The sequence below is a fragment of the Sphingobium sp. AP49 genome (genome assembly GCF_000281715.2).
GTDB lineage: Bacteria > Pseudomonadota > Alphaproteobacteria > Sphingomonadales > Sphingomonadaceae > Sphingobium.
In genome coordinates this window covers 3,171,908-3,193,332 of record NZ_CP124576.1, presented here as the reverse complement: position 1 = coordinate 3,193,332, position 21,425 = coordinate 3,171,908, and the positions used below count along the sequence as shown (strand labels likewise).

Here is a 21,425-nt window from a genome sequence, read left to right as displayed (position 1 = left end):
CAGTAGGGACTTCAGTCGGGCACCTTCACCTGCGCCAGCCGGGGCGAGAGCAGGTGGATCGCCAGCAGGGCGATGAAATAGGCGCTGCCTGCGACGGCGAAGAGCGGCGCATAGCTGCCGATGCTGTCGAGGATATAGCCGGCATATTTCGCCATCAGCATGCCGCCGATCGCGCCCGCCGTGCCGCCGATGCCGACCACCGATCCGACCGCCCCGCGCGGGAACATGTCCGACGGCAGGGTATAGAGATTGGCGGAAAAGGCCTGGTGCGCAGCGGTGGCGATGCCGATGACCAGCACTGCCAGCCACAGATTGTCGATCGACTGGGCGAAGATGATCGGCAGCACCGCAACGGCGCAGGCCAGCATGGTCAGCTTGCGTGCGGCATTGACGCTGCGCCCCGCCTTCATAAGCCGGCTCGACATCCATCCGCCCGCCACGCTGCCCAGGTCCGACAGCAGGTAGATGGCGACCAAAGGCGGGCCGAAGCTGATGAGGTCGAGGCCATAGCGCTCCCCCAGATAGCCGGGCAGCCAGAAGAGGAAGAACCACCAGATCGGATCGATGCAGAATTTGCCGACCGCATAGGCCCAGCATTCGCGCACGCTGATCAGCCGGCGCCAGCCGATCGGCGTGACCGGATCGGCCGGATCCTGCTGGATATAGGCCAGTTCGGCGGTGCCGACGCGCGGATGCTCCTGTGGCCGGCGATAGAGGATCAGCCAGGCGGCGAGCCAGACGACGCCGAATATGCCGGTCGCGATGAAGGCGAAGCGCCAGCCATATTGGATGGTCAGCCATGGCACCAGCAGCGGGGTGATGATCGCGCCGACATTGGCGCCGGCGTTGAACAGGCCGATGGCGAAGGCGCGCTCCTTCTGCGGGAACCATTCGGCCACCGCCTTGATGCCGGCCGGAAAATTGCCGGATTCGCCGACGCCCAGGCCGAAGCGGGCGAAGGCGAACTGGGTCACGCTATGCACGCCGCCATGGGCGACATGGGCGATGGTCCAGATGATGATCGCGACGGTATAACCCAACCGCGCGCCGATCATATCGACCAGCCGGCCAAAGCCCAGATAGCCGATCGCATAGGCCGCCTGGAACCAGAAGACGATGTTGGCATAGTCGGTTTCCGACCAGTGCATCTCGGCCGCCAATGTGGGCTTCAGCACGCCGATCATCTGCCGGTCGACATAGTTGATCGCGGTGGCGGCGAACAGCAGCCCGACGATCACCCAGCGATAGCGCCCGACCCTCTGGGTTGCTCCGGCGACGGCCTCGTTCATTCTCTTCCTCTCCTCTTGCCCTGCGGCCTTGTCAGGCGGCCGCTTGGGGGCGGATGACGCAGTGTGCGGTACCGAGCGGTCCGAAGTCCGCGACGACATTCTGCCCGACGCGCACTTCATGCACGCCGGTGACGGCGCCTGTCGATATCCATGCGCCCGGTTGCAGCCCGATGCCCCGCGCGGCGAGATTTTCGAGCAGGAAACGGACCGAGCCGATCGGCCCGTCGGGGAAGCTCACGGCGCGGCCGGTACCGGCGACGACGCCATCGATGCGCAGGCTGATCTCGACCTCGGCAAAGGCCAGGCTTTGCCAGTCCGGTACGGCTGCACCGATCAAAAGGCCGTTATTGTTGCCGAAATCCGAAACGGTGACCGCCGGGCCATGTTCGTTGATGCCGGTGAAGGGCGAACTGGCGATCTCCAGGCCGATATGGACCGCGTCGACCAGCGCGGCGGCCTCCTCCAGGGTGAAGCGCGTCTGCGCCGGATCGGGCGCCTGGCCGATGCGCAGCAGAAACTCCGCCTCCGCCGCGCCAAAGCCCTGGGCAAAGACCAGCCCGGTGGCGTCGGGGGTCAGGGCATGGATGGTCGGGGTGAAGATCGGCCCGGCCAGCCGATCGGCGCCGAAGCGCTCTACCAGCGGTACGGGCACGCGGCCGACCTTCCAGCCGCCGACCGGCGCATCGACCAGCGTCAGCGCCTCCGCCTGGATCGCATAGCCATCGGCCAGGCTGGGCGGGATCGGGCCGGGATAGTCGGAAAAGCCCGTCGCGCGCTGTCGGGCGGTGACGAAGGCGCGCGCAATGGCGGCAGGGGAAGCGGCGGTCACGATGATCCTCTCGGCTGGTTCTGCCTCTCGGGATGCCTGCAAGAGTAACCGGTGTCAATAGATTTGCCGAGCGACGCATATTGCGCTGGTTGCGGGCCATAAGCGCGCTATAAAAGGGCCATGACAAAGACACCCAGGGATGAGGGCGCCACCGCCAAGCTGACCATCAACGACATCGCCCGCATGGCCGGCGTGTCGAAGAAGACGGTCAGCCGCGTCATCAACCGATCGCCGCTGCTGAACCAGGAAACCCGCGGCAAGGTGGAGGAAATCATCCGCCAGACCGGCTATGTTCCCAATCCGCAGGCGCGCGCGCTGGCGCTGGGGCGCAATTTCCTGATCGGCCTCATCTACGACAATCCCAATGCCCAGATGGTGCTGAGCATGCAGAAGGGGATATTGGAGGCGCTGCACGGCACCGAGTTCGAGCTGGTGGTGCGCCCGGTGGACAGGGGGGCGGCCATGGTGATGGAGGACATCCATAATTTCGTGACCCGCCAGCGCCTGTTCGGCGTCGTTGTGCTGCCGCCGCTCTCGGAAAATGACCATCTTTCGAAGCTGTTCGACGATGCCGGCTGTCGCTATGTGCGCATGGGCTCGGCCCTGCTCGATGACCCGGAACATATGGTCGCCTCCAATGACCGGGACGCGGTGGCGGACGCGGTGCGCTATCTGATCGCGCAGGGGCATCGGCGGATCGGCCTGATCGCCGGGCCGCATGGCTTCCGCTCGGCCAAGGAACGGCGCGAGGGCTTTGAAATGGCGCTGGCGGAAGCCGGCATCAGCCTGCCGCGCAGCCTGGTAGCGGACGGACAATATACTTTTGAATCAGGGGTTTCCGCTTCCGAAAACCTGTTCGACCTGACCTCGCCGCCGACCGCGATCTTTGCCAGCAATGACGAGATGGCGGCCGGCGTCCTCTATGCGGCGCGGTTGCGCGGGATCGAGGTGCCGGAGCAATTGTCGATCATCGGTTTCGACGATACGCCGCTCACCACCCGCGTCTGGCCGCCGCTGACCACCGTGCGCTGGCCGATCGCCGCCATGGGCCGCGCCGCCGCGCTCAAGCTGATCGGCACCGCCATCGGCGAGGAAGCGGAGGTCAGCGAGCCGTCGCTGTTCAGTTCGACGCTGATCCGGCGCAGTTCGGTCGCGCCGCTCGCATCCTGAAGGTTGACACCGGTTTCCAAATTTGCTTCCCAAGGGAGAAATTTCAGACAAACGGGTGAGGATATCATGTTCGACAAGACCTATTATGCGACCCACCCCGACATGATGGAGTGCGTGTCGAACGAGGAGCTGCGGGATCGCTATCTGATCGGCGGGCTGTTCCGTGACGGCGAATGCGTGCTGAACTATACCCATGCCGAGCGTTTCGTGATCGGCGGCGTGGCGGTGGCCGATGCCCCGGTGAAGCTGCCGGCGCAGACCGAGCCGGCCTCGGCGGCGGGCCATCCCTTCCTGGAGCGGCGCGAACTGGCGATCGTCAATGTTTCGGGCGTCGAAGGCACCGTGACCGTCGACGGCGAGGTCTTCACGCTCGGCAACAAGGATTGCCTCTATGTGACGATGGGCGCCAAGGATGTTGAGTTTGCCGGTGCCGGCGCGCGCTATTATCTCGCCTCCTGCCCGGCGCACAAGGCGTTCACGACCCGCAAGCTCGGCATCGCCGACGCCAATGCGCTGGAGCGCGGTAGCCTGGAAGAATCGAACGAGCGCACCATCTTCCAGCTCGTCATCCCCGGCATTTGCGACAGCGCGCAGCTGGTGATGGGCCTCACGGTCCTGAAGCCCGGTTCGGTGTGGAACACCATGCCCCCGCACATCCATGAGCGCCGCAGCGAGATTTATTTCTATTTCGAGCTGGATGGCGATGCCGACCGCGTCTTCCACTATATGGGTGAGGGCGACGCGATGCGTCACATCGTCATGGCCAACGAGGAAGCGGTGATCTCGCCGCCCTGGTCGATCCATATGGGCTCGGGCACCAAGGCCTATGCCTTCATCTGGGCGATGGCCGGCGAGAACCAGGACTATACCGACATGAACGTGCTGGACATCTGCCAGCTGGCCTGACGGTTTTTCGCCCCTTTCGCGCGAGTGGAAGGGGCCAGGGAGTCCTGACATGAGCAACATCTTCGATCTTGGTGGCAAGGTCGCCATTGTCACCGGCGCCAATACCGGCATCGGCCAGGCGATCGCGCTGTCGCTCGCGGCGGCCGGCGCCGACATTGCGGCGGTCGGCCGCACCCCGGCGGAGGAAACCGTCGCAAAGGTCCGGGCGCTCGGCCGCAAGGCGGAGATCGTCTCGGCTGACCTGTCGAGCATCGAGCCGGTGCAGCGCGTCGTCGACGAGACGATCGCCAAGCTGGGCGGGCTCGACATATTGATCAACAATGCCGGCATCATCCGCCGCGCCGACAGCGTCGACTTCACCGAGGAAGACTGGGACGCGGTGATCGACACCAATTTGAAGTCGACCTTCTTCCTGGCGCAGGCGGCCGGGCGGCACATGCTGGCACAGGGTTCAGGCAAGATCGTCAACATCGCCTCGCTCCTGTCGTTCCAGGGCGGCATTCGGGTGCCGAGCTATACCGCGTCCAAGAGCGGCGTCGCCGGCCTCACCAAGCTGCTGGCGAACGAGTGGGCGGCCAGGGGCGTCAACGTCAACGCGATCGCGCCGGGCTATATCGCGACCAACAACACCGCCGCGCTGCAGGCCGACGAGACCCGCAACCGCCAGATCCAGGAGCGCATCCCGGCCGGCCGCTGGGGCGACCCGAGCGACATTGGCGGCGCCGCCGTGTTCCTCGCCTCGCCGGCGGCCAACTATATCCATGGCCATGTCCTGGCCGTCGATGGCGGCTGGCTGGCCCGCTGATATCCCGTCCTGCGCCCGTTCCTGATGGGCGGGCGCAGGACAACCCTGACCAAAGAGGAGGGCTTGAACCTCCCGACCCATCACAGGAGGACGGATGCCCGATATCGACCGGCGGAGCGCGTTGACCGGGGCTGCGGCCCTGCTGGGCGCCAGTCTCGCTCGCCCGGCCCATGCCGCCACCGCCAGCATCGTGACCACCCGCAAGGGCCGGGTCGCCGGCACCCGCGAGGGCGGCCTCCATGTCTTTCGCGGCCTGCGCTATGGTCAGGATACCGCGCCCCGCCGCTTCCAGGCACCGCTTGTGCCCGATGGCTGGACCGGCACGGCCGATGCCGGCGCCTTCGCCCCATCCTGCCCGCAACAGGGCAAGCAGGAGCCGGAGAGCGAGGATTGCCTGTTCCTCAATATCTGGACCCCCGGTCCGGACCCGCGCGCCAAGCGGCCGGTGATGCTCTATATCCATGGCGGCGCCTATTCCAACGGCAGCGTGGTCGATCCGCTGACCCATGGCGACCGGCTGGCGGCGCAGGGCGATGTCGTGGTGGTGACGGTCAATCACCGCCTCAACATCTTCGGCTATCTCTATCTCGCCCGGCTCGATCCGCGCTTTGCCGACAGCGGCAATGCCGGCCAGCTTGACCTCATCCTCGCGCTGCAATGGGTGCGCGACAATATCGCAGCCTTTGGCGGCGATCCCGGCAATATCCTGGTGTTCGGCCAGTCGGGCGGCGGCGCCAAGATCGCGACGATGATGGCGATGCCGGCCGCCGCCGGCCTGTTCCACCGCGCCATCACCATGAGCGGGCAGCAGGTCACCGCCTCCGGCCCGCTCAACGCGACGAAGCGGGCGCAGGCCTATCTCGCCCGGCTGGGCATAAAGGTCGATGAGCTGTCATCTTTGCTGTCACTTTCGACGGCGCAACTGGTGGAGGGGTTGGCAGCGCAAGACCCGATCATGGGCGGCGGCCTCTATATGGGGCCGGTGCTCGACATGACGCATCTTGCGCGCCATCCCTTCTGGCCCGATGCGCCGCCCCAGTCGCAGGCGATCCCGATGATGCTGGGCAACACCCATGACGAGACCCGTGCCTTCATCGATCCCCATGGCCCCAAGCTCCAGGGGCTGGACTGGTCCAACCTCGCCACCCGGATCGCGCCGGAACTGCGCATGGACCTCTCGCCCGAATGGATCGTCGCCCAATATCGTGCGCGCTATCCCGACTGGTCGGCGCAGCGCATCTTCTATGCCGCGACCACGGCCGGGCGCAGCTGGCCGGGGCAGGTGCTGGAGGCGGAGGCGCGGGCCCGCGCCGATGCGCCGACCTGGGTCTATCAGGTCGATTTCGCCTCGCCGACCCAGCCCGAACGCGGCGCGCCGCACACCATGGACATCGCGCTCGCCTTCGGCACGCTCGACGCGCCGGGCAGCTTCACCGGCACGGGCGCAGGCGCCCAGGCCGCCTCGCGCGCGCTGATGCAGCGCTTCCTCGCTTTCGCCCGGCGCGGCGACCCCACTGGTGCCGGGATGATACCGTGGCCGCATTATCGGCTGGACGGGCGCCAGACGATGATCGTCGATGTCGACAGTCGGGTGGAAAGCGATCCGCGCGGCTGGGAGCGGGACCTCTTCGCCCGCGTTCCCTATATCCAGCCGGGCAGCTGAACGGCTGGCCGTGTCCTCATGAACCGGAAGGCGGGACGTGCATTGATCCAGTTTCCGCAGCAAGGAGGATGGCATGGACGTCGATGAACTGGATCATGCGGCAGAACGGGGTGAGCTGCATTTTCTCGCGGCGCTGGTCGATGAACTGATGCGCCGGTTGATGCTGTCGGGCGTGCTCAGCCAGGCTGAACTCAACGCGATCGAAACCAACGTCGCCAGGCGCATAGGCAATATACCCCGCGCCTGGTGACTTGTCGGGTCAGTGGACCACCGGATAGCTGATGATCAGCGCCAGCGGTTCCTTGCCGACCTGCCGGATGCCCACTTTCGCGTCCTTGTAGAGATAGGCGGCCATGCCCTGCGTCAGCGGCTTTTCCACGCCGTCGGACGTCACCACGCCTTCGCCCGACAGGACATAATAGACCTCGTCATGGGCGATCGGATGGACGCCGATCGCCGCCCCGACATGCAGCACGCGCTTGCGGAACTCCATGCTGCGCGGCTGCGGCACGGCGTCGCTGATGCGATAGGCGGTCGACATGCCGATCTCGCCATGGGGTGGCGGCTCGTCCCGCATCACCTCGCGCTCGTCGATCACGACCATGGGCGGCGCGGCGGCGGCTGCCAGCAACAGCATCAGGCTCATGGCTTCGCCTCCTGCCGCATCATCTTGTCGCGATCCGACAGGTGCTCGGTGATGTCGTCCTTCTGGCCAGGGTAGCGGCCCGATTTCGGCTCCATCGTGTCGAGATTCCAGTCGCCCTCGACAAAGGGTGCGCGGGTTGGTGCGAATTTGGGATAGCCGCCGACCTGTTTCTCATTGTCGATGATCTCGCCGCGCCCTTCCGCCACGAAGAACAGCACGCGCAGATCGTCGGCATCGCGGTCCCAGGGGCGGGCGCCCGCGCGCCACAGTACATGGGTCTCGACATCGCGCACCGGCAGTACGTCCAGCCCCTGCCACCAGGTCGGCGGCGTCTGCGTCTCGATCAGCCTGGCCTTGGTCTCGCCATAGCGGCCGAACATCGGCAATGGCTTGCCGAACTTGTCGACCGCCAGATTGTCCTTGCCATAATATTCCAGGTCGCCGTCGCCGCCCAGCGTCAGGAAGGGCAGGCCGGTCGCCGTCGATACGCCGCCGCGCATGACATTGCCGACCGCCGCCAGCTTGCCATTCTGATAGGGATGTTCGCCCCATTCCAGCGCCATCAGATTGTAATGCACGCCGCGCTCGCCCGGATCATAGATGATGTTGTTGACCACGGCGGCATGGACGCCGCCTTTCAGCAGCGGGTTGCGCTCGACATTATGGGCGTAGACGTTGCGATAAATGAGGATGTTGGTCGCATTGTCGTGGATCAACGTGCCCTTGCTATGCTCGCCCTTGGGGTGGCTGGCATTGGCCAGGCCCTCGGCCGCCAGATTATAGGAAAAGGTGATGTTGTGCGCTGTGTTGGCGCGCCATTCATCGGGCGTCTTGCCATTGAAGCGCGGGCCGGACGCCGACATATTCTCGTCGATCGCCCAGGTGAAGCTGCAATGGTCGACGATGATGTCATGACCGCCGACCACTGACATGGCATCCGCCTCCCATCCGCTCAGCAGCGGCTGGTCGTCCACCCCGGTGCGCACGCGGATATGGCGCATGATGACGTCATGGGTGGCGATGTCGATGCCCGACCGGATCAGGGTGATGCCGGGGGAGGGGGCGGTTTGGCCCGCAATGGTCAGATAGGGTTCGCGGATGGTGATGGTCTGGCGCGCCATGTCGATGACGCCGCCGACCTCGAACACGACGATGCGCGGGCCCTTCGCCTCCAGTGCCGCTTTCAGGCTGCCGGGGCCGTCGGCCGCCAGCGTGGTCACGCGGATGATGCGGCCGCCCCGGCCGCCGGGCGTTGCGGACGCCCAGCCGACGGCGCCGGGAAAGGCGGTCTGGGCATTGGATGGAACGGTGGCTGCAGGCGCGGCGGCCACAGGGGCGGGCAGGGTGGTCAGGGCAAGGCCGATGAGCGGCAAGGCAAGCAGATGCGCGATTTTTGTCATTCTTCCGAAGGCTCCTCTCGCTGCCAGACTTGCACCGCGAGGGCGATGATGCAAGCAATTTGACACCGGTGTCGAATCTGTTTGCCGACATCTTGCTAATGGCGCCGGCTCGGGTTCTGTCTCTCTCAATTTTGAGCTACATGGCCCATATTGCGGTGCAAAATGGCTCGATATGGAGGGTTGCGCGGCAGAAGGGTGCCGAAAATCGCCGCGACGGCTGGCCTGACGGCTTCAGACATAATTGCCGCAATGATCATTGACATTGATCCGCAGTCGGGTCACAAGTTTCTGACACCGGTGTCTTCAAGGGGACAACATCGGGCCGCACCCCCAAAGAGGCGTGGCGGAAATAAGGAGGGATGTTTTTATGATTGCGTTCGTACAGGCTTCGTCCGCCCGGAAATGGCTGTCTGCGGCCTCCACTCTGGCCTGCGCCATTGCCTGCGTCTCGGCCGCTCATGCCCAGACTGCACCGGCGCCGGCCGATCAGGGCGATGCCGCCACGGCGCAGGGCGCGGCCGACAGCGGCCAGAATGCAGACATCATCGTCACCGGTTTCCGCCAGTCGCTGGGCGCGGCCATCAATCTGAAGCGCGACACGGTGAGTTCGGTCGACGCGATCGTCGCGGAGGATATCGCCAAATTCCCCGACCAGAATCTGGCGGAATCGCTGCAGCGCATTCCGGGTATCTCGATCCAGCGTGATGGCGGCGAAGGGCGTGCGATCAGTGTTCGCGGCCTGGGTGCGCAATTTACCCGCGTCCGCGTCAATGGTCTCGAAACGGTTGCCACCTCGACGGATGGTGCCAGTTCCAACCGTGACCGTTCATTCGATTTCAACGTGTTCGCTTCGGAACTGTTCAATTCGATCGTCGTCCACAAGACGGCAGAGGCTTCGCTTGACGAAGGCTCGCTGGGCGCGGTGGTCGATCTCAACACCGGCAATCCGCTGGGCGGAAAATATGGCCTGACCTTGGTCGGTTCGGCAACGGCAGCTTATAATGACCTGTCGAAAAACTGGGGGCCGCGCCTGGCGGGCATCGCCTCGTGGAAATCGGCCGATGGCCGTTTTGGCGTCGCATTGTCGGGCGCCTATTCCAGCATGGACAATCAGGAACTGGGTAACAACAGCGTGCGCTGGGCTCAGGCGCGGTTTGACAGCGTCGACAGCACAGCCTGCTGGAGCCAGCCCAATTCCGGCGGCACCTATCGTCCGAGCGACGCCTGCAATACGGCTGCTCTGGCCTTTCACCCGCGCATTCCGCGCTATGGCGAAGTGCGCCATGATCGCGAGCGCCTGGGGATCACCGGGTCGGTTCAATTTGCGCCGACCGATGCGACCAAGATTTCGATCGATGGCCTCTATTCGCGGTTCAAGGAAACGCGCGAGGAGAAGTGGGGCGAGGTGCTGCTGCGCTCCAATGAACGGTCGATCAATGTGGTCAACCCGGTCTATGACAATAATGGCAATATGATCTCGGCGACGCTGAACGATGCCTGGGTCCGTACCGAACATTATTTGCGCAAGTCGAGCACCGAATTTTACCAGCTGGGCGGCACCTGGGACCAGGATGTGGGCGACAAGTTCCGCTTCACCCTGCTGGGCGGCTTTTCCAAGTCGAACGCCGACATTCCGGTCGAAACGACCGTCGTGTTCGACGATCGCGATGCCCAGGGCTATAGCTATGACTATAGCAACATGAAGCAGCCCAAGCTGACCTTCGGCACCAGCGTGACCGATCCGGCCAATTTCCAACTGGCGGAAATTCGTGATCGCCCCTCCAATACCACCAATGAATTCAAGACCGCGCAGCTCCGCACCGAATGGGACGCGGCCGAGGGGCTGACGGTCAAGGTCGGCACGATGTGGCGCCGATTCGACTTCAAGACGGAAGGTTATCAGCGCGATACCGCCGTCTGCGGCAATGGCGGCAAGGATCTGGTGCTGGGTACCATCACTTGCTCGCCCACCAGCCTGTTCGGGCCGACGGCCATTTATGGTTTCCAGGCGACGCCGCAATTGAGCGAATTGTTCACCCTGGGCAAGGCGGGGCAGCCGTCGGGCACCACGACCCAATGGTTGATCCCGAACCTGGATGCGGCGACGGCCTATACCAAGCTGTATGATCGTCCGCTGCTGCTCGACGTCGGCAATAATCGGTCGGTACGCGAAGAAGTGACCGGCGGCTATTTCCAGTTCGATGCTAAGGGGGAATTGTTCGGTCTCGAATATGCGCTGAATGCGGGCATGCGCTATGCCAAGACCGACCAGACCTCGACCGGTATCAACGGGACCGCGCCGGTGACGATCAAGCGCAGCTATGAAGACTGGCTGCCGGCGGTGAACGTGGCGTTGTTCCCGGCTCAGGATATCATCATCCGTGCAGCCGTGGCCGATGTGATGACCCGTCCGACCCTGGGCAATCTGACGCCGGGTGGATCGGCCGATGGCTTCCAATATCGGGTAAGCTACGGCAATCCCTATATCGATCCGTTCCGGGCAACGGCCTATGATATCGGCATCGAATGGTACTTCGCGCCGCAGTCGATCTTCTCGGTCGCGCTGTTCAAGAAGGATGTGCAGAGCTTCCCGGTCGCCGCCACCATTTCCAACGCGACCTTCACGGAAACCGGCCTGCCTGCATCGGTGCTGGTCAGTTCCTCGCCGGCCGCGCTGAACCCTGCGCTGCAGTCACAGCCGATCTGGACCATTGCGACCACGGTCAATGGCAGCGGCGCATCGCTGAAGGGCGCGGAAATCGCGCTGCAATTGCCCTTCACCTTCCTGCCGGGAATATTCAAGAATTTCGGTGTGATCGCCAATGCGACCTTCATCGATTCCAGCGCGACCTATAATGTGCAGGGGCCGGCGACGGTGCCGGGTGGTGGCCTGGTCTCGGGATTGCGGACGACGACGCTCTTTGGCGTGTCCAAGCGCGCCTATAACGGCACGCTCTATTATGAGGACCAGAAGTTCAGCGCCCGCGTGTCCGCCAGCTATCGTGGTCCTTATATCGACCAGAATAGCGGCACCGGCAACGTGTTCGAGGGGTATAATTCGACAGTCAATGTCGATGCCTCGATCCGCTACAAGGCGACCGACTGGCTCGAATTCACCATCGACGGCATCAACCTGACCGATGAATATCGCGATCGCTACACCGACCTCGATGCCAATCGCAACTATGAGTACAACCATTTCGGTCGCACCTTCCAGTTCGGTGCGCGCCTGAAAATGTAGCCCGAACCTCCCTGGGTCGCGCCACAAGGGCCGGTCGCCTTCTGCACGAGGCGGCCGGCCCTTTTTTGTCCGAAGCGAATGTCAAACCTTCCATGATAATGACATTGACTCGCGTTAGCTGAATTAAATATGGAGCCGCTTGTATAAGATTTGGGGGAATTTCATGAACCGACTGTCGATGTGGCTCGCTGGCGTGGCGCTGGTTGCGATCGCTGGCCCGGCGCTGGCACAGGAAGCGCCTGAACGGGAGCGCGAGGGCGGTGCGCCGGCCGACATCATCGTCACCGGGGAAAAGAGCGCCCGCACCCTGCAGCAGACGCCGACCAGCATCGCCGTCGTGACGCCCGAGAAGATCGAGCGCGAGGTGCTGATCACCATCCAGGACGTCTATAACCGTACCGCCAACCTGTCGGAAACCTACGGCTCGTCCGGCTTCACCATCCGCGGCATCAGCAATAGCGGCGTCGGCGCCGGGGGCCAGGCGGACGCGGCCAGCGTCTATGTCGATGGCGCACCGATCCCGAAATGGGCGCTTTATGGCGGCCCGACCGACATGTGGGACGTGCAGCAGGTCGAAGTGCTGCGCGGGCCGCAATCGACCATCCAAGGGCTCAATGCGCTGGCCGGCGGCATCGTCATCACCAGCAAGGATCCCTCGCTGACCGCCTGGGGCGGCGACGCGCGCGTGCTGTGGACCGAATATGACGACCGCACCTTTTCCGCTGCGGTGGGCGGCCCGATCATCCAGGACGAACTGGGCATCCGCCTGTCGGCCGAGCGCCGCAACGATCGCGGCCTCATCTACAACGTCACCCGCGACGAATATGACGATGAACTCAAATCGCTGAACCTGCGCGGCAAGATCAAATGGACGCCCCAGGCGATCCCGGGGCTGGAGGCGGTTGCCAGCTACAACCGGGTGCGGCGCGACGGCGGCTATCTCTACGAATATGCCCGCACCGATGTGCCCAATTATTTCAACCACCGCATCTCGACCGGCGATCAGCCGAGCCGGGGCAAGATCGACAGCGACATCGCGGTGTTCAACATCAGCTACCCGCTCGCCGACCATCTGAAGCTGTCCAGCGTCACCTCCTGGAACAAGTCGAAGGTCCATTCGCAGATCGATACCGACGGCACGCCGCAGGATATCCAGGCGATCGATAATCGCTATGATTACAAGACGTTGACCCAGGAATTCCGCCTCAACTATGACAGCGAACGGCTGAGCGGGTTGCTGGGCGCCTGGTATTATCGCCGCACCGGCAGCATCGATCAGAACAGCCGCGTCAACATCGCGACGCCGACCGCGACCATCGCCGCCCTGTTGCGCGCCAATGGTGCGACCGCCGCGCAGGCCAGCTTCCTCAGCACCGCCTATGCGACCCAATTGCCGGTGATCCCGGTGGCCTATTCCGCCGACCAGCCGGAAAAGGTGGAGACGATGGCGCTGTTCGGTGATGCGCGCTTCAAGCTGACCGATCGGCTGACCCTGATCGGCGGCTTCCGCTTCGATCATGAGCGCAACCGCTATGCGGCGGAAACGGTCGCCACCTTCAACGGCACGCTGCCCAATGCCAATTTCCTGGGCGCCGCCTATGCGCCGATCATCACGCTCATCAACCAGGGCGTGCTGGGGCTGGTGTCCGACGCCTCCTCGCCGCTGGCGAGCAACAGCCGGACCTTCAATGCCTTCCTGCCCAAGGCCGGGATCAGCATGGACTGGACGCCGGACCTGACCACCGCTTTCACCGTCCAGCGCGCCTATCGATCGGGCGGGTCGAGCCAGAATCCGGCGCGCGCCGAACTGGTCCCCTATGACCCGGAATATAGCTGGAACTATGAAGGCTCGCTGCGGTCGAAATGGCTCGACGGGCATCTGATGCTCAACGCCAACCTCTTCTACATGAAGTGGAAGGACCAGCAGGTTACCGCCTATTTCGGGCAAAATGCCTATGATTATAACACGGTGAACGCGGCCGGATCGCATCTCTACGGCTTCGAGGTGGAGGCCAACGCCAATGTCGCGCGCGGCATCGATCTCTATGCCTCGGTCGGCCATGTCCGCACCAAGTTCGACGATTTCGACCTGCCCACCGGCGCGACCAGCACCGTCGACCTCACCGACACGCAATTCCCCTATGCGCCGCGCTGGACGCTGGCGGGCGGCATCAATGCACGGTTCGGCCCCGGCTTCACCGCGAACCTCAACGCCAATTACCGGACGTCGGTTTTCACTGGCGTCGGCCAGGATCAGGATCAGTATAAGGTCGGCGGCCGCACCGTGGTCAATGGCCGGATCGGCTATGAAACCGATCATTGGTCGCTGTTCGTCTTCGCCCGCAACATCCTCAACGAGGAATATATGCAATATCAATATGCGGCGATCCATCAGGCGATCCTGGGCGAGCCCCAGACCGTCGGCGTTGGCGCGAGCATCCATTTGTGATCCCGCTCGCCAGCCTCCTGCTGATCGCCGGCGGGGCGCTGGGGGCGGCCCTGCTGCGCCGGTCCTGGCTGCGGCGTGATCGCTCCGTGCCGGCGCTGCTGCTTGCCGGCTGGACGGTGCTGGTCGGCCTGCTGGTCGCCGCCTTCCTGCTGGTGGGGCCGGTCAAGGGGCTGGCGCTCGGGCTGGTGATGGAAGCGATCGGCGCGCTGGCGCTGATCTGGTTCGGCCGCGTGCGACGCAAGGCAGGGCGGGTGCGCGCCGGCGATGTCGCGCCCGAACCGCTGGAGGAACCCGGTCGCTTCTGGCGCGGCGTATTGCGCGCGCTGCTCGCCGGGCCGCTCGGCATGACGGCGGCGATGGGCGTCGCTTTCTGCCTGACCGTCTACATGCCCGGCGATCCGCGCACTCGCATCGTGCTGGGCGGCATGCTGTTGCCGATCCTGTGGGGGCTGGCGATGACATGGACGCTGGCGGATCGCCGCCTGCTGCGCGCCACGGCCGTGCTGGTCGGCACCAGCATCGTCGGCTTCGGCCTCGCCGCCTTGGGAGGGGCCGCATGAACGACCAGAGCGTCCAGAATAACAGCCGGGCGAAGAAATGGCGCTGGCCGCTGTCGCCCGAAACGGTGCGATCGGTGCTCAGCAGCCATTCGGTGCTGGGCCTCGCCTTTGCCGCGATCATCTACATTGTCTGCCTCACCGGCACGGTCGCGGTGTTCGCGCCCGATCTGGAGCGGTGGGAAGTGCCGGCAATGCCGGTGGTGACCAGCCTGTCGGATGCGTCGGCCGCCCGCGCTATCGCCGAAGCGGCGCAGCGCGCGCCGGCCGACACCACCCTCTATCTGTCGCTGCCCACGGCCAGCCAGGATGGTGCCAGCCTGACCGCCTTCAGCGCGACCTATGAGCATAAATGGGGCGTGGCAGCCGATGGTGCGCTGTCCGATCTCGAAGCGGTCTGGACCGAATTCCTGATCCACCTCCATATCAACCTGCATCTGCCGCGCAGTTGGGGACAGTTCATCGTCGGGCTGACCGGGGTGGCGCTGCTGTCCTCCCTGGTGTCGGGCATATTGGCGCATCCGCGCGTGCTGCGCGATGCCTTCCACCTGCGGCTGGGTGGTTCGCGCCGCCTGCAGGAGGCGGACCTGCACAATCGCCTCGGCATCTGGGCCTTGCCCTTTCACTTCACCCTGGCGTTGACCGGCGCGCTGCTGGGGCTCAGCACCATTATCGTCGCGATGCTGGCGATGCTGCTCTATCGCGGCGACATGGGGAAGGTCTATGAACTCTTCCTCGATCCGCCGCCCAAGGTCGATACGCGCGCCATGCCCATTCCCGATATTGCGAAGCTGATCGCCGATGCCCGCGCTCGGGCGCCGGTCGCCGCGCCGGACAACATCATGGTCGAACGACCCGGTCGCGCGGATATGCGCATCTCGATCCATAGCGGCCGGCCGCAATGGCTGACCCAGCAGGATGAAGTGCAATATGATGCGCGCGGGCAACTGATCCATCAGGAACGGCCGCAGGATCTGGCGGCCGGCACCCGGATGCTCAGCGGTATCGGCCAACTGCATTTCGGCTGGTTCGGTGGCATGCCGGTGCGGATCGCCTATGGCCTGCTCGGCATTGCGCTCTGCATCGTCACGTCGAGCGGGGTGACCATCTGGCTGGCGCGCCGTCGCGATCGTGGCCGGCCCGCGCCGCAATGGGAACGGATCTGGGCCGCGATCTGCTGGGGCCAGCCAGTCATCCTCGTCCTGACCGCCGCGCTGGCCTTTGTCCTGCCGCAAACGCCGCTACCGCTGGTCTGGCTGGGCCTCACCATCCTGTCGGTGCTGGCCGCCGGCATGGCCAAGGCGCTCCCCGGTCCACGTCTGTCGCGCGCGCTGCAATGGGTGCTGGTGGCCGGCCTGCTGATCGTCGCGCTGCTCCACGGCGCACCGTTGCTGGCGGGCGGGCAGGGGCTGCTGGTCGACCTGCTGCTGCTGACCGGCGGCATCGCCCTGCTGCTCGCCCTGCTTCGGAGCCGCGTTCCGGCCAAGGTATAGGGGAGCGAGACTTGCGCGAATAGCGCGCTAGGCGCGGCAGGGTGGACTTTCGCGACGTCCGCCTCGCTGTCCTACTCGGCCCTTCTCTGATCTACCCTTGGGGATGCAAGCGCCGCCCTATCTCTTTCCCATACCGCCCACCTGTCGCGTGGCTGTCGCGTCCCTGTCGCTTCAGTGTCGCGTCGAAGGCGCGCGGGCGTGACCCGTTTTCCCGGCCACTGTCGCGTTACAGGCGCGTGGGTGGCGCGTCGCAGGCGCGTTACCGGCGCATTGGCCCGAAATAGCCCGCACGACACTGTGAACTTCGACTGTCGCGTCGCGTGTCGGCCGCAATCGGCCTAAAGCGCGCGAAACCGGAAGTCGGTGAAGCGCGCTTCACCGGCACCGGCGGAATAGAGGCCGGGGCGCAGCATCAGGAAGCCGCCGCGCACATTATGGTGATAGCCCGACACTTCCATGCCCCGGTCGAACCGTTTCCAGCTCTTGCCGTCATCGCCGCTGATGTGAAAGCGGATGATGTGCCGGTCGTTGGTGACGCGCATCCGCATCCGCCGGCCATGGGGATTGGCGGGGCGGCCGCGTTCTATGCCATATTGATGGGTGACGAACCGCTCCTGGTCGAAGCCCAGCCCGCAATAAAGCTGCTCGTCATAGAAGAGCAGCAGCCCCGCGACGCCGCCCGGCGCGATCTCGATCGTGCATTCAAACTGATAGGCCTGATCGCCCGCCACCAGCAGCAAAGGCGACGAACTGGACGGCGCGGTGCCGCTAGCCTTCAGGACCAGCGATCCGCCCTCGACCCGCGCCCGCTGCGCCTCCTGCGGCGAAGGCTTGAAGAAATTCCAGCGCGAACCGAGGTGCAATGCGCTGAAATCGTCCGACAGCGGCTGGCCATGCGGTTCTGCCTTTCCGCCCTTGGGCTTGGCGATCGGCTGCGACAGGTCGCCGCCGACCATGCGGAACCAGCCATCCGCCGTCCATTCGACCGGGTCGAGCAGCGTCTGCCGCCCCAATGTCCAATAGCCATTTTCATAGCCATGATACACCGACCACCAACTGCCGTCCGGTCCCTCGACCAAAGTGGCATGGCCGCGCGACCACCATTTTTCGGCGCGATCGACGGTACGCACGATCGGGTTGGCCGGGCAATTTTCCCAAGGGCCATGGATCGACCGCGACCGGGCGACGATCACCATATGGCCGGTCGGCGGCCCCGCCGTACCGCCGACGGCGGTCACCAGATAGAACCAGTCCTTATGCCGCAGGATCTTGGGGCCTTCGGGCGAGAAACCCTCGACATCCCAGTCGTCGGGATAATGCCAGGGATCATAGACATGTTCGGGCGAACCGACGGTGGCAAGGCCGTCGTCGGTCAGGCGCACCCGGTCGCCGCCCGACAGGAACAGCCAACGCGATCCATCCTCGCCCACGGCATGGCCGGGGTCGATATGATTGGGCAGATTGAGGTCGATCGGGTCGCTCCACGGCCCCTGGATCCGGTCGGCCCAGATCACATAGCTGGTGTTGGGCGACGCCTTGACCGGGATGTAGAGATAATAGCGGCCCTTGTGCTTGCACAGTTCGGGCGCCCAGACCGATCCGATATTCTTGCTGAGCGCCGGGCCGATCGGCCGCCAATTCACCAGGTCGCGCGAATGCCAGATAATGAGGCCGGGATAGGAATCGAAGGTCGAGAAGGTCATGTAATAGTCCGCGCCATCCTTCAGGATGGTCGGATCGGGATGGTCGCCCGCGATCAGCGGATTGAGGAAGCGGCCGTCGCCCAGATCGGCGATGCGCTGATTGTCGAAACCGCGCCGCCAGTCGGGGGCGGGCACGGGGGGAGCCGGAGGGGCGGGGGGCGCTGCCCGCGCCTCGCTCAAACCACTCGCCAGCGCAGCCGAAGCCGTCGCCAGCAATGCGTCCCGTCGGCTGACTGCCATGACCCTCTCCCGGTTATTGATACCGGTTACCTAAGGGGCATGGCCTGATGCTGTCAAATGGCGCGGACCTGATCTTCATAAAGCTCGAGCGGCAGACCGTCCGGGTCGGCGAAGAAGGTGAAGCGCCGGTCGGTATATTCGTCGACCCGTACCGGCTCGCACACCACCCCATGGCTTTCAAGCCGCGCGACCTCCGCATCAAGGTCGCTGACGGCAAAGGCAAGGTGGCGCAGGCCGCAGGCTTCGGGGCGGGACGGGCGCGGCGGGGGATTGGGAAAGGAGAAGAGTTCGATCTGCGCGCCGCCGACGGCCAAGTCGCATTTCCAGCTATCCCGTTCGGCGCGATAGACCTCGTTCAGCACGGCAAAGCCGAGCAGGTCGACATAGAAATGGCGGGAGCGGGCATAGTCGGACCCGATGATGGCGATATGGTGGATGGCATGCATCGGGATGCGCTATCGCGGGATGCGCCTGGCGCGCAATGGCTATCCGGCGATCAGTGCCTGAAGGTCGAGCAATGCCCGGCCGAAGGACAGGCCCTGCGGCCCGGCGACATAGCGCGGTTCCCATTGCGGGCCGAACTTGTCCTTATAGGCGCGCAGCCCTTCAAAGCCGTAGAGCGCATTGCCATGCTGGTAGAGCAGAGCGCCCAGCTTCGACCAGAGCGGCGCCAGCCGGCGCGCCTCCAGCCCGGACAGGGGCGCAAGACCCAGGTTGAACCAGCGATAGCCCTGTTCCCGGCCCCACAGCATCAGGTGAATGAAGAGGAAGTCCATCGTGCCATAAGGGGCGTCCTCGTCATGGCGCATCAGGTCGACCGACAGTTCGGACCGGTCGGCCGCCGCCCAGATATTGGCGAAGGCGACGATCCGCCCCTCGCGCCGGACCACGGCACAGTCGAACCGTGCCATATAAGCGCGATCGAACCGGCCGACGCTGAAGCATTTTTCCTTATGCCCCTTGGCCCGCAGCCAATGGGCGGAAATCTCCGTCAGCCGGTCCATCTCGGTGTCGAGCGCGGCGGCGGTGATGATCTCGAAACTGCCCCCCTCGCGCGCGGCGCGGCGCTCGGCATAGCGCAGCGGCTTGGCATCCGGCCCGTCCAGCGTGAAGCCGGCCAGGTCGACATGCGCCTCTTCGCCATATTTGACGATCTGCAGCCCCAGTTCGATCGCCAGCGGCAGCATGTCCTGGCTGATCTGGTACAGCAGCAGCCGCCCCTGCGCGGCATCGGCCTGTTCGCGCAGCCGCCAGAGCAGGTCGGCCCATTCGCTCCGGGCGCCGACCGGATCGCCCATCACGATCCAGCTATGCCCGCGGATCTGGTACATCAGGAAGCATTGGCCGCTGTCCGACGCCAGGAAGCGCTTGTCGCCGATATGGGCAAGGTTGACGTCGGTCCGTTCGGCGAGGGCGAAGGCCGCCTCGGGTGCGGTGGCGGCGCTGCTGGCGGTGAACGGCATGGGCGCCGCCGGGCGGAACAGGCGCCAGAGCGCCAGCGTGACCAGCAGTACCGCCACGGCGAGGCTGGCGCGCAGGAAGCGAGAGGCGTCGGCGCGGGCCGCGAAATGCCACCAGAGGTCGTTCTGATATTCGACATGCTTATAGGCGAAGAAGCCGATCCAGACCGAGAGCGCGAGGACCATCGCCACCGTGGCCAGCCAGCCGGGAGTGAAGGCGTCGGCGATCAACTGGGTACGGCGATAGAAAGCGGGGCGCGCCCATTGCAGCAGGGCAGCGATCAGCAGCATCGCCGCCGCTTCCTCATAATCCAGTCCCTTGAGCAGCGAGAAGATTGCGCCCGCCAGCAGCAGGATGCGGGTCAGCCAGAAGGCGCCATCGAGCCGGCGATAAAGGCCGGCCGAGAGGATCAGCAGCGCCGCGCCGACCAGGCTGCCGGCCATGTGCGATGCTTCGAGGAAAGGCAGGGGGACGACGCTGCTGAGCGTGGCGACGCGATGCGGGATGGCGGGCAGCGAACCGGACACCAGCAGCACCGCGCCGCCCAGGAAGACCAATGCGGCGGTCATGATGGGCGCAAGGCCGGTGGTGACCGCCTGCAGCCCGCGCAGGGTGCGACGCAGCGGCTGGCGCCAGCGCCAGCCTTCCTGTGCGACGATGATGCCGACCGCGATCACCAGCGGCAGGATATAATAGACCAGCCGATAGGCGAGCAGCGCGGCGACCAGTTGCGGCCGGTCCACGCCGGGCAGGGCGGCGAGCATCACCAGTTCGAACACGCCGACGCCGCCGGGCACGTGGGTCAGCAGCACGGCGACGATGGCGAGGGCATAGCCCAGGAAAAAGGCGGGCCAGGCATGCAGGCCGATGCCGGGCACCAGGACGAACAGCGCCGCGCTGGCGGCGGCCAGGTCGATGACGCCGATGCCGATCTGGCTTGCCATGCGGCCGGCCGACGGCAGCGGCAGGGTCATGCGGCCAAGCTTCAGCATCCGCCCACGGCGGCCGGCATAGATCATCAGCCCGGCGATCGCGGCAAGGATGGCGCAGCCGGCGAGCCGCAGTGTCGACGCCGACACAGTGACACCGCCCAGGGTCAGTATCTCGGGGCGCCAGACCAGCATGGCGGCGGCAAGCGCCAGAACCCCGCCCCAGAAGGTCGCGCCGGCGATCGCGACGACCCGCGCCACATCCGCGACGCCCAATCCTGCCGCACTGTAGATACGATAGCGCGCCGATCCGCCGGTCAGCAGCGACAGGCCCAGATTATGGCTGAGCGTGTAGCTGGTGAAGGAGGCGAGGGCCGCCGTTTCATAGGGCAGTTTGCGGCCGATGGTACGCAGCGCAAGCACGTCATAAAAGGTCAGCGTGACATAGCTGATCGCCGTCAGCAGCAGCGCGGGGATGAAGGCGGCCGGGCCGATCGCGTGGAAGGCGGCGCGGATGTCGCGCATATGGACGTCATGCAGCAGGTGATAGAGCGCGACGAAGCCGAGTGCGGCCAGCAGCACGACCAACCCGACCGAGAGCCCGGTGCGGTACTGGCGCAGGAATGTCATGACCCCCATGGCTT

16 protein-coding genes are annotated in these 21,425 nt (G+C 65.0%); 9 read left to right on the top strand and 7 right to left on the bottom strand.

All coding sequences use genetic code 11. The features are described from left to right. Window positions 1-11 precede the first annotated feature (11 nt). Both PMI04_RS15240 and PMI04_RS15235 read right to left on the bottom strand, forming a co-directional pair. Window positions 12-1,289, bottom strand: coding sequence for an MFS transporter (locus tag PMI04_RS15240; protein ID WP_007708556.1), 1,278 nt, complete (start codon window positions 1,287-1,289; stop codon window positions 12-14). Window positions 1,290-1,320: 31 nt separating this feature from the next. Further along, complete coding sequence (locus PMI04_RS15235) at window positions 1,321-2,118, bottom strand: fumarylacetoacetate hydrolase family protein (RefSeq protein WP_007708553.1); 798 nt, start codon at window positions 2,116-2,118, stop codon at window positions 1,321-1,323. 120 nt (window positions 2,119-2,238) lie between these two features. Here PMI04_RS15235 and PMI04_RS15230 point away from each other — a divergent pair, with 120 nt between their 5' ends. The 5 genes from PMI04_RS15230 (at window position 2,239) to PMI04_RS15210 (ending at window position 6,912) form a co-directional block, all read left to right on the top strand. Beyond that, complete coding sequence (locus PMI04_RS15230; RefSeq protein ID WP_007708550.1) at window positions 2,239-3,288, top strand: LacI family DNA-binding transcriptional regulator; 1,050 nt, start codon at window positions 2,239-2,241, stop codon at window positions 3,286-3,288. Between the two features lie 66 nt (window positions 3,289-3,354). Further along, window positions 3,355-4,194 (top strand): 5-dehydro-4-deoxy-D-glucuronate isomerase, encoded by an 840-nt coding sequence (kduI, locus tag PMI04_RS15225; RefSeq protein ID WP_007709280.1) that lies wholly within the window; start codon window positions 3,355-3,357, stop codon window positions 4,192-4,194. Between the two features lie 49 nt (window positions 4,195-4,243). Beyond that, window positions 4,244-4,999 carry a 2-dehydro-3-deoxy-D-gluconate 5-dehydrogenase KduD gene (kduD, locus tag PMI04_RS15220; RefSeq protein ID WP_283184791.1) on the top strand — a complete coding sequence of 252 codons (756 nt, stop codon included), beginning with the start codon at window positions 4,244-4,246 and terminating at the stop codon, window positions 4,997-4,999. A 94-nt stretch (window positions 5,000-5,093) separates the two neighbouring features. Beyond that, window positions 5,094-6,662: a carboxylesterase family protein gene (locus PMI04_RS15215; protein ID WP_007713464.1), complete on the top strand. Its 1,569-nt coding sequence runs from the start codon at window positions 5,094-5,096 to the stop codon at window positions 6,660-6,662. A 73-nt stretch (window positions 6,663-6,735) separates the two neighbouring features. Beyond that, on the top strand, window positions 6,736-6,912 hold the full coding sequence (locus PMI04_RS15210; RefSeq protein ID WP_007713462.1) for a hypothetical protein: 177 nt from the start codon (window positions 6,736-6,738) through the stop codon (window positions 6,910-6,912). A gap of 9 nt (window positions 6,913-6,921) precedes the next feature. Here the strand turns inward: PMI04_RS15210 and PMI04_RS15205 are convergent, their stop codons facing one another. Both PMI04_RS15205 and PMI04_RS15200 read right to left on the bottom strand, forming a co-directional pair. After that, the gene (locus PMI04_RS15205; protein WP_007713460.1) at window positions 6,922-7,308 is read right to left on the bottom strand and encodes a cupin domain-containing protein; all 387 of its coding nucleotides are present in this window, start codon (window positions 7,306-7,308) and stop codon (window positions 6,922-6,924) included. Continuing rightward, on the bottom strand, window positions 7,305-8,708 hold the full coding sequence (locus PMI04_RS15200) for a hypothetical protein (protein ID WP_007713456.1): 1,404 nt from the start codon (window positions 8,706-8,708) through the stop codon (window positions 7,305-7,307). The genes PMI04_RS15205 and PMI04_RS15200 overlap by 4 nt, the downstream gene beginning before the upstream one ends. 367 nt (window positions 8,709-9,075) lie before the next feature. On the opposite strand from PMI04_RS15200, the gene PMI04_RS15195 reads away from it, so the two are divergent. The 4 genes from PMI04_RS15195 to PMI04_RS15180 all read left to right on the top strand — a co-directional run bounded on the left by PMI04_RS15195 (window position 9,076) and on the right by PMI04_RS15180 (window position 16,448). Continuing rightward, a complete protein-coding gene (locus PMI04_RS15195) occupies window positions 9,076-11,949 on the top strand; it encodes a TonB-dependent receptor (protein WP_007713454.1) in 2,874 nt (957 codons plus the stop codon). Window positions 11,950-12,112: 163 nt separating this feature from the next. Further along, window positions 12,113-14,398: a TonB-dependent receptor gene (locus PMI04_RS15190; protein WP_007713452.1), complete on the top strand. Its 2,286-nt coding sequence runs from the start codon at window positions 12,113-12,115 to the stop codon at window positions 14,396-14,398. Continuing rightward, complete coding sequence (locus PMI04_RS15185) at window positions 14,395-14,958, top strand: hypothetical protein (RefSeq protein WP_007713448.1); 564 nt, start codon at window positions 14,395-14,397, stop codon at window positions 14,956-14,958. Before PMI04_RS15190 ends, PMI04_RS15185 begins: the two co-directional genes overlap by 4 nt. Beyond that, window positions 14,955-16,448, top strand: coding sequence for a PepSY-associated TM helix domain-containing protein (locus PMI04_RS15180; RefSeq protein ID WP_007713445.1), 1,494 nt, complete (start codon window positions 14,955-14,957; stop codon window positions 16,446-16,448). Before PMI04_RS15185 ends, PMI04_RS15180 begins: the two co-directional genes overlap by 4 nt. Before the next feature lie 338 nt (window positions 16,449-16,786). Here the strand turns inward: PMI04_RS15180 and PMI04_RS15175 are convergent, their stop codons facing one another. Genes PMI04_RS15175 through mprF form a run of 3 tightly spaced genes read right to left on the bottom strand, consistent with a single transcriptional unit; the run spans window position 16,787 to window position 21,420 of the window. Continuing rightward, window positions 16,787-18,391 (bottom strand): family 43 glycosylhydrolase, encoded by a 1,605-nt coding sequence (locus PMI04_RS15175; RefSeq protein ID WP_007713442.1) that lies wholly within the window; start codon window positions 18,389-18,391, stop codon window positions 16,787-16,789. A gap of 53 nt (window positions 18,392-18,444) precedes the next feature. Next, window positions 18,445-18,837 (bottom strand): VOC family protein, encoded by a 393-nt coding sequence (locus PMI04_RS15170; RefSeq protein WP_007713438.1) that lies wholly within the window; start codon window positions 18,835-18,837, stop codon window positions 18,445-18,447. A gap of 39 nt (window positions 18,838-18,876) precedes the next feature. Continuing rightward, window positions 18,877-21,420, bottom strand: coding sequence for a bifunctional lysylphosphatidylglycerol flippase/synthetase MprF (gene mprF / locus PMI04_RS15165; protein WP_007713436.1), 2,544 nt, complete (start codon window positions 21,418-21,420; stop codon window positions 18,877-18,879). Window positions 21,421-21,425 lie beyond the last annotated feature (5 nt).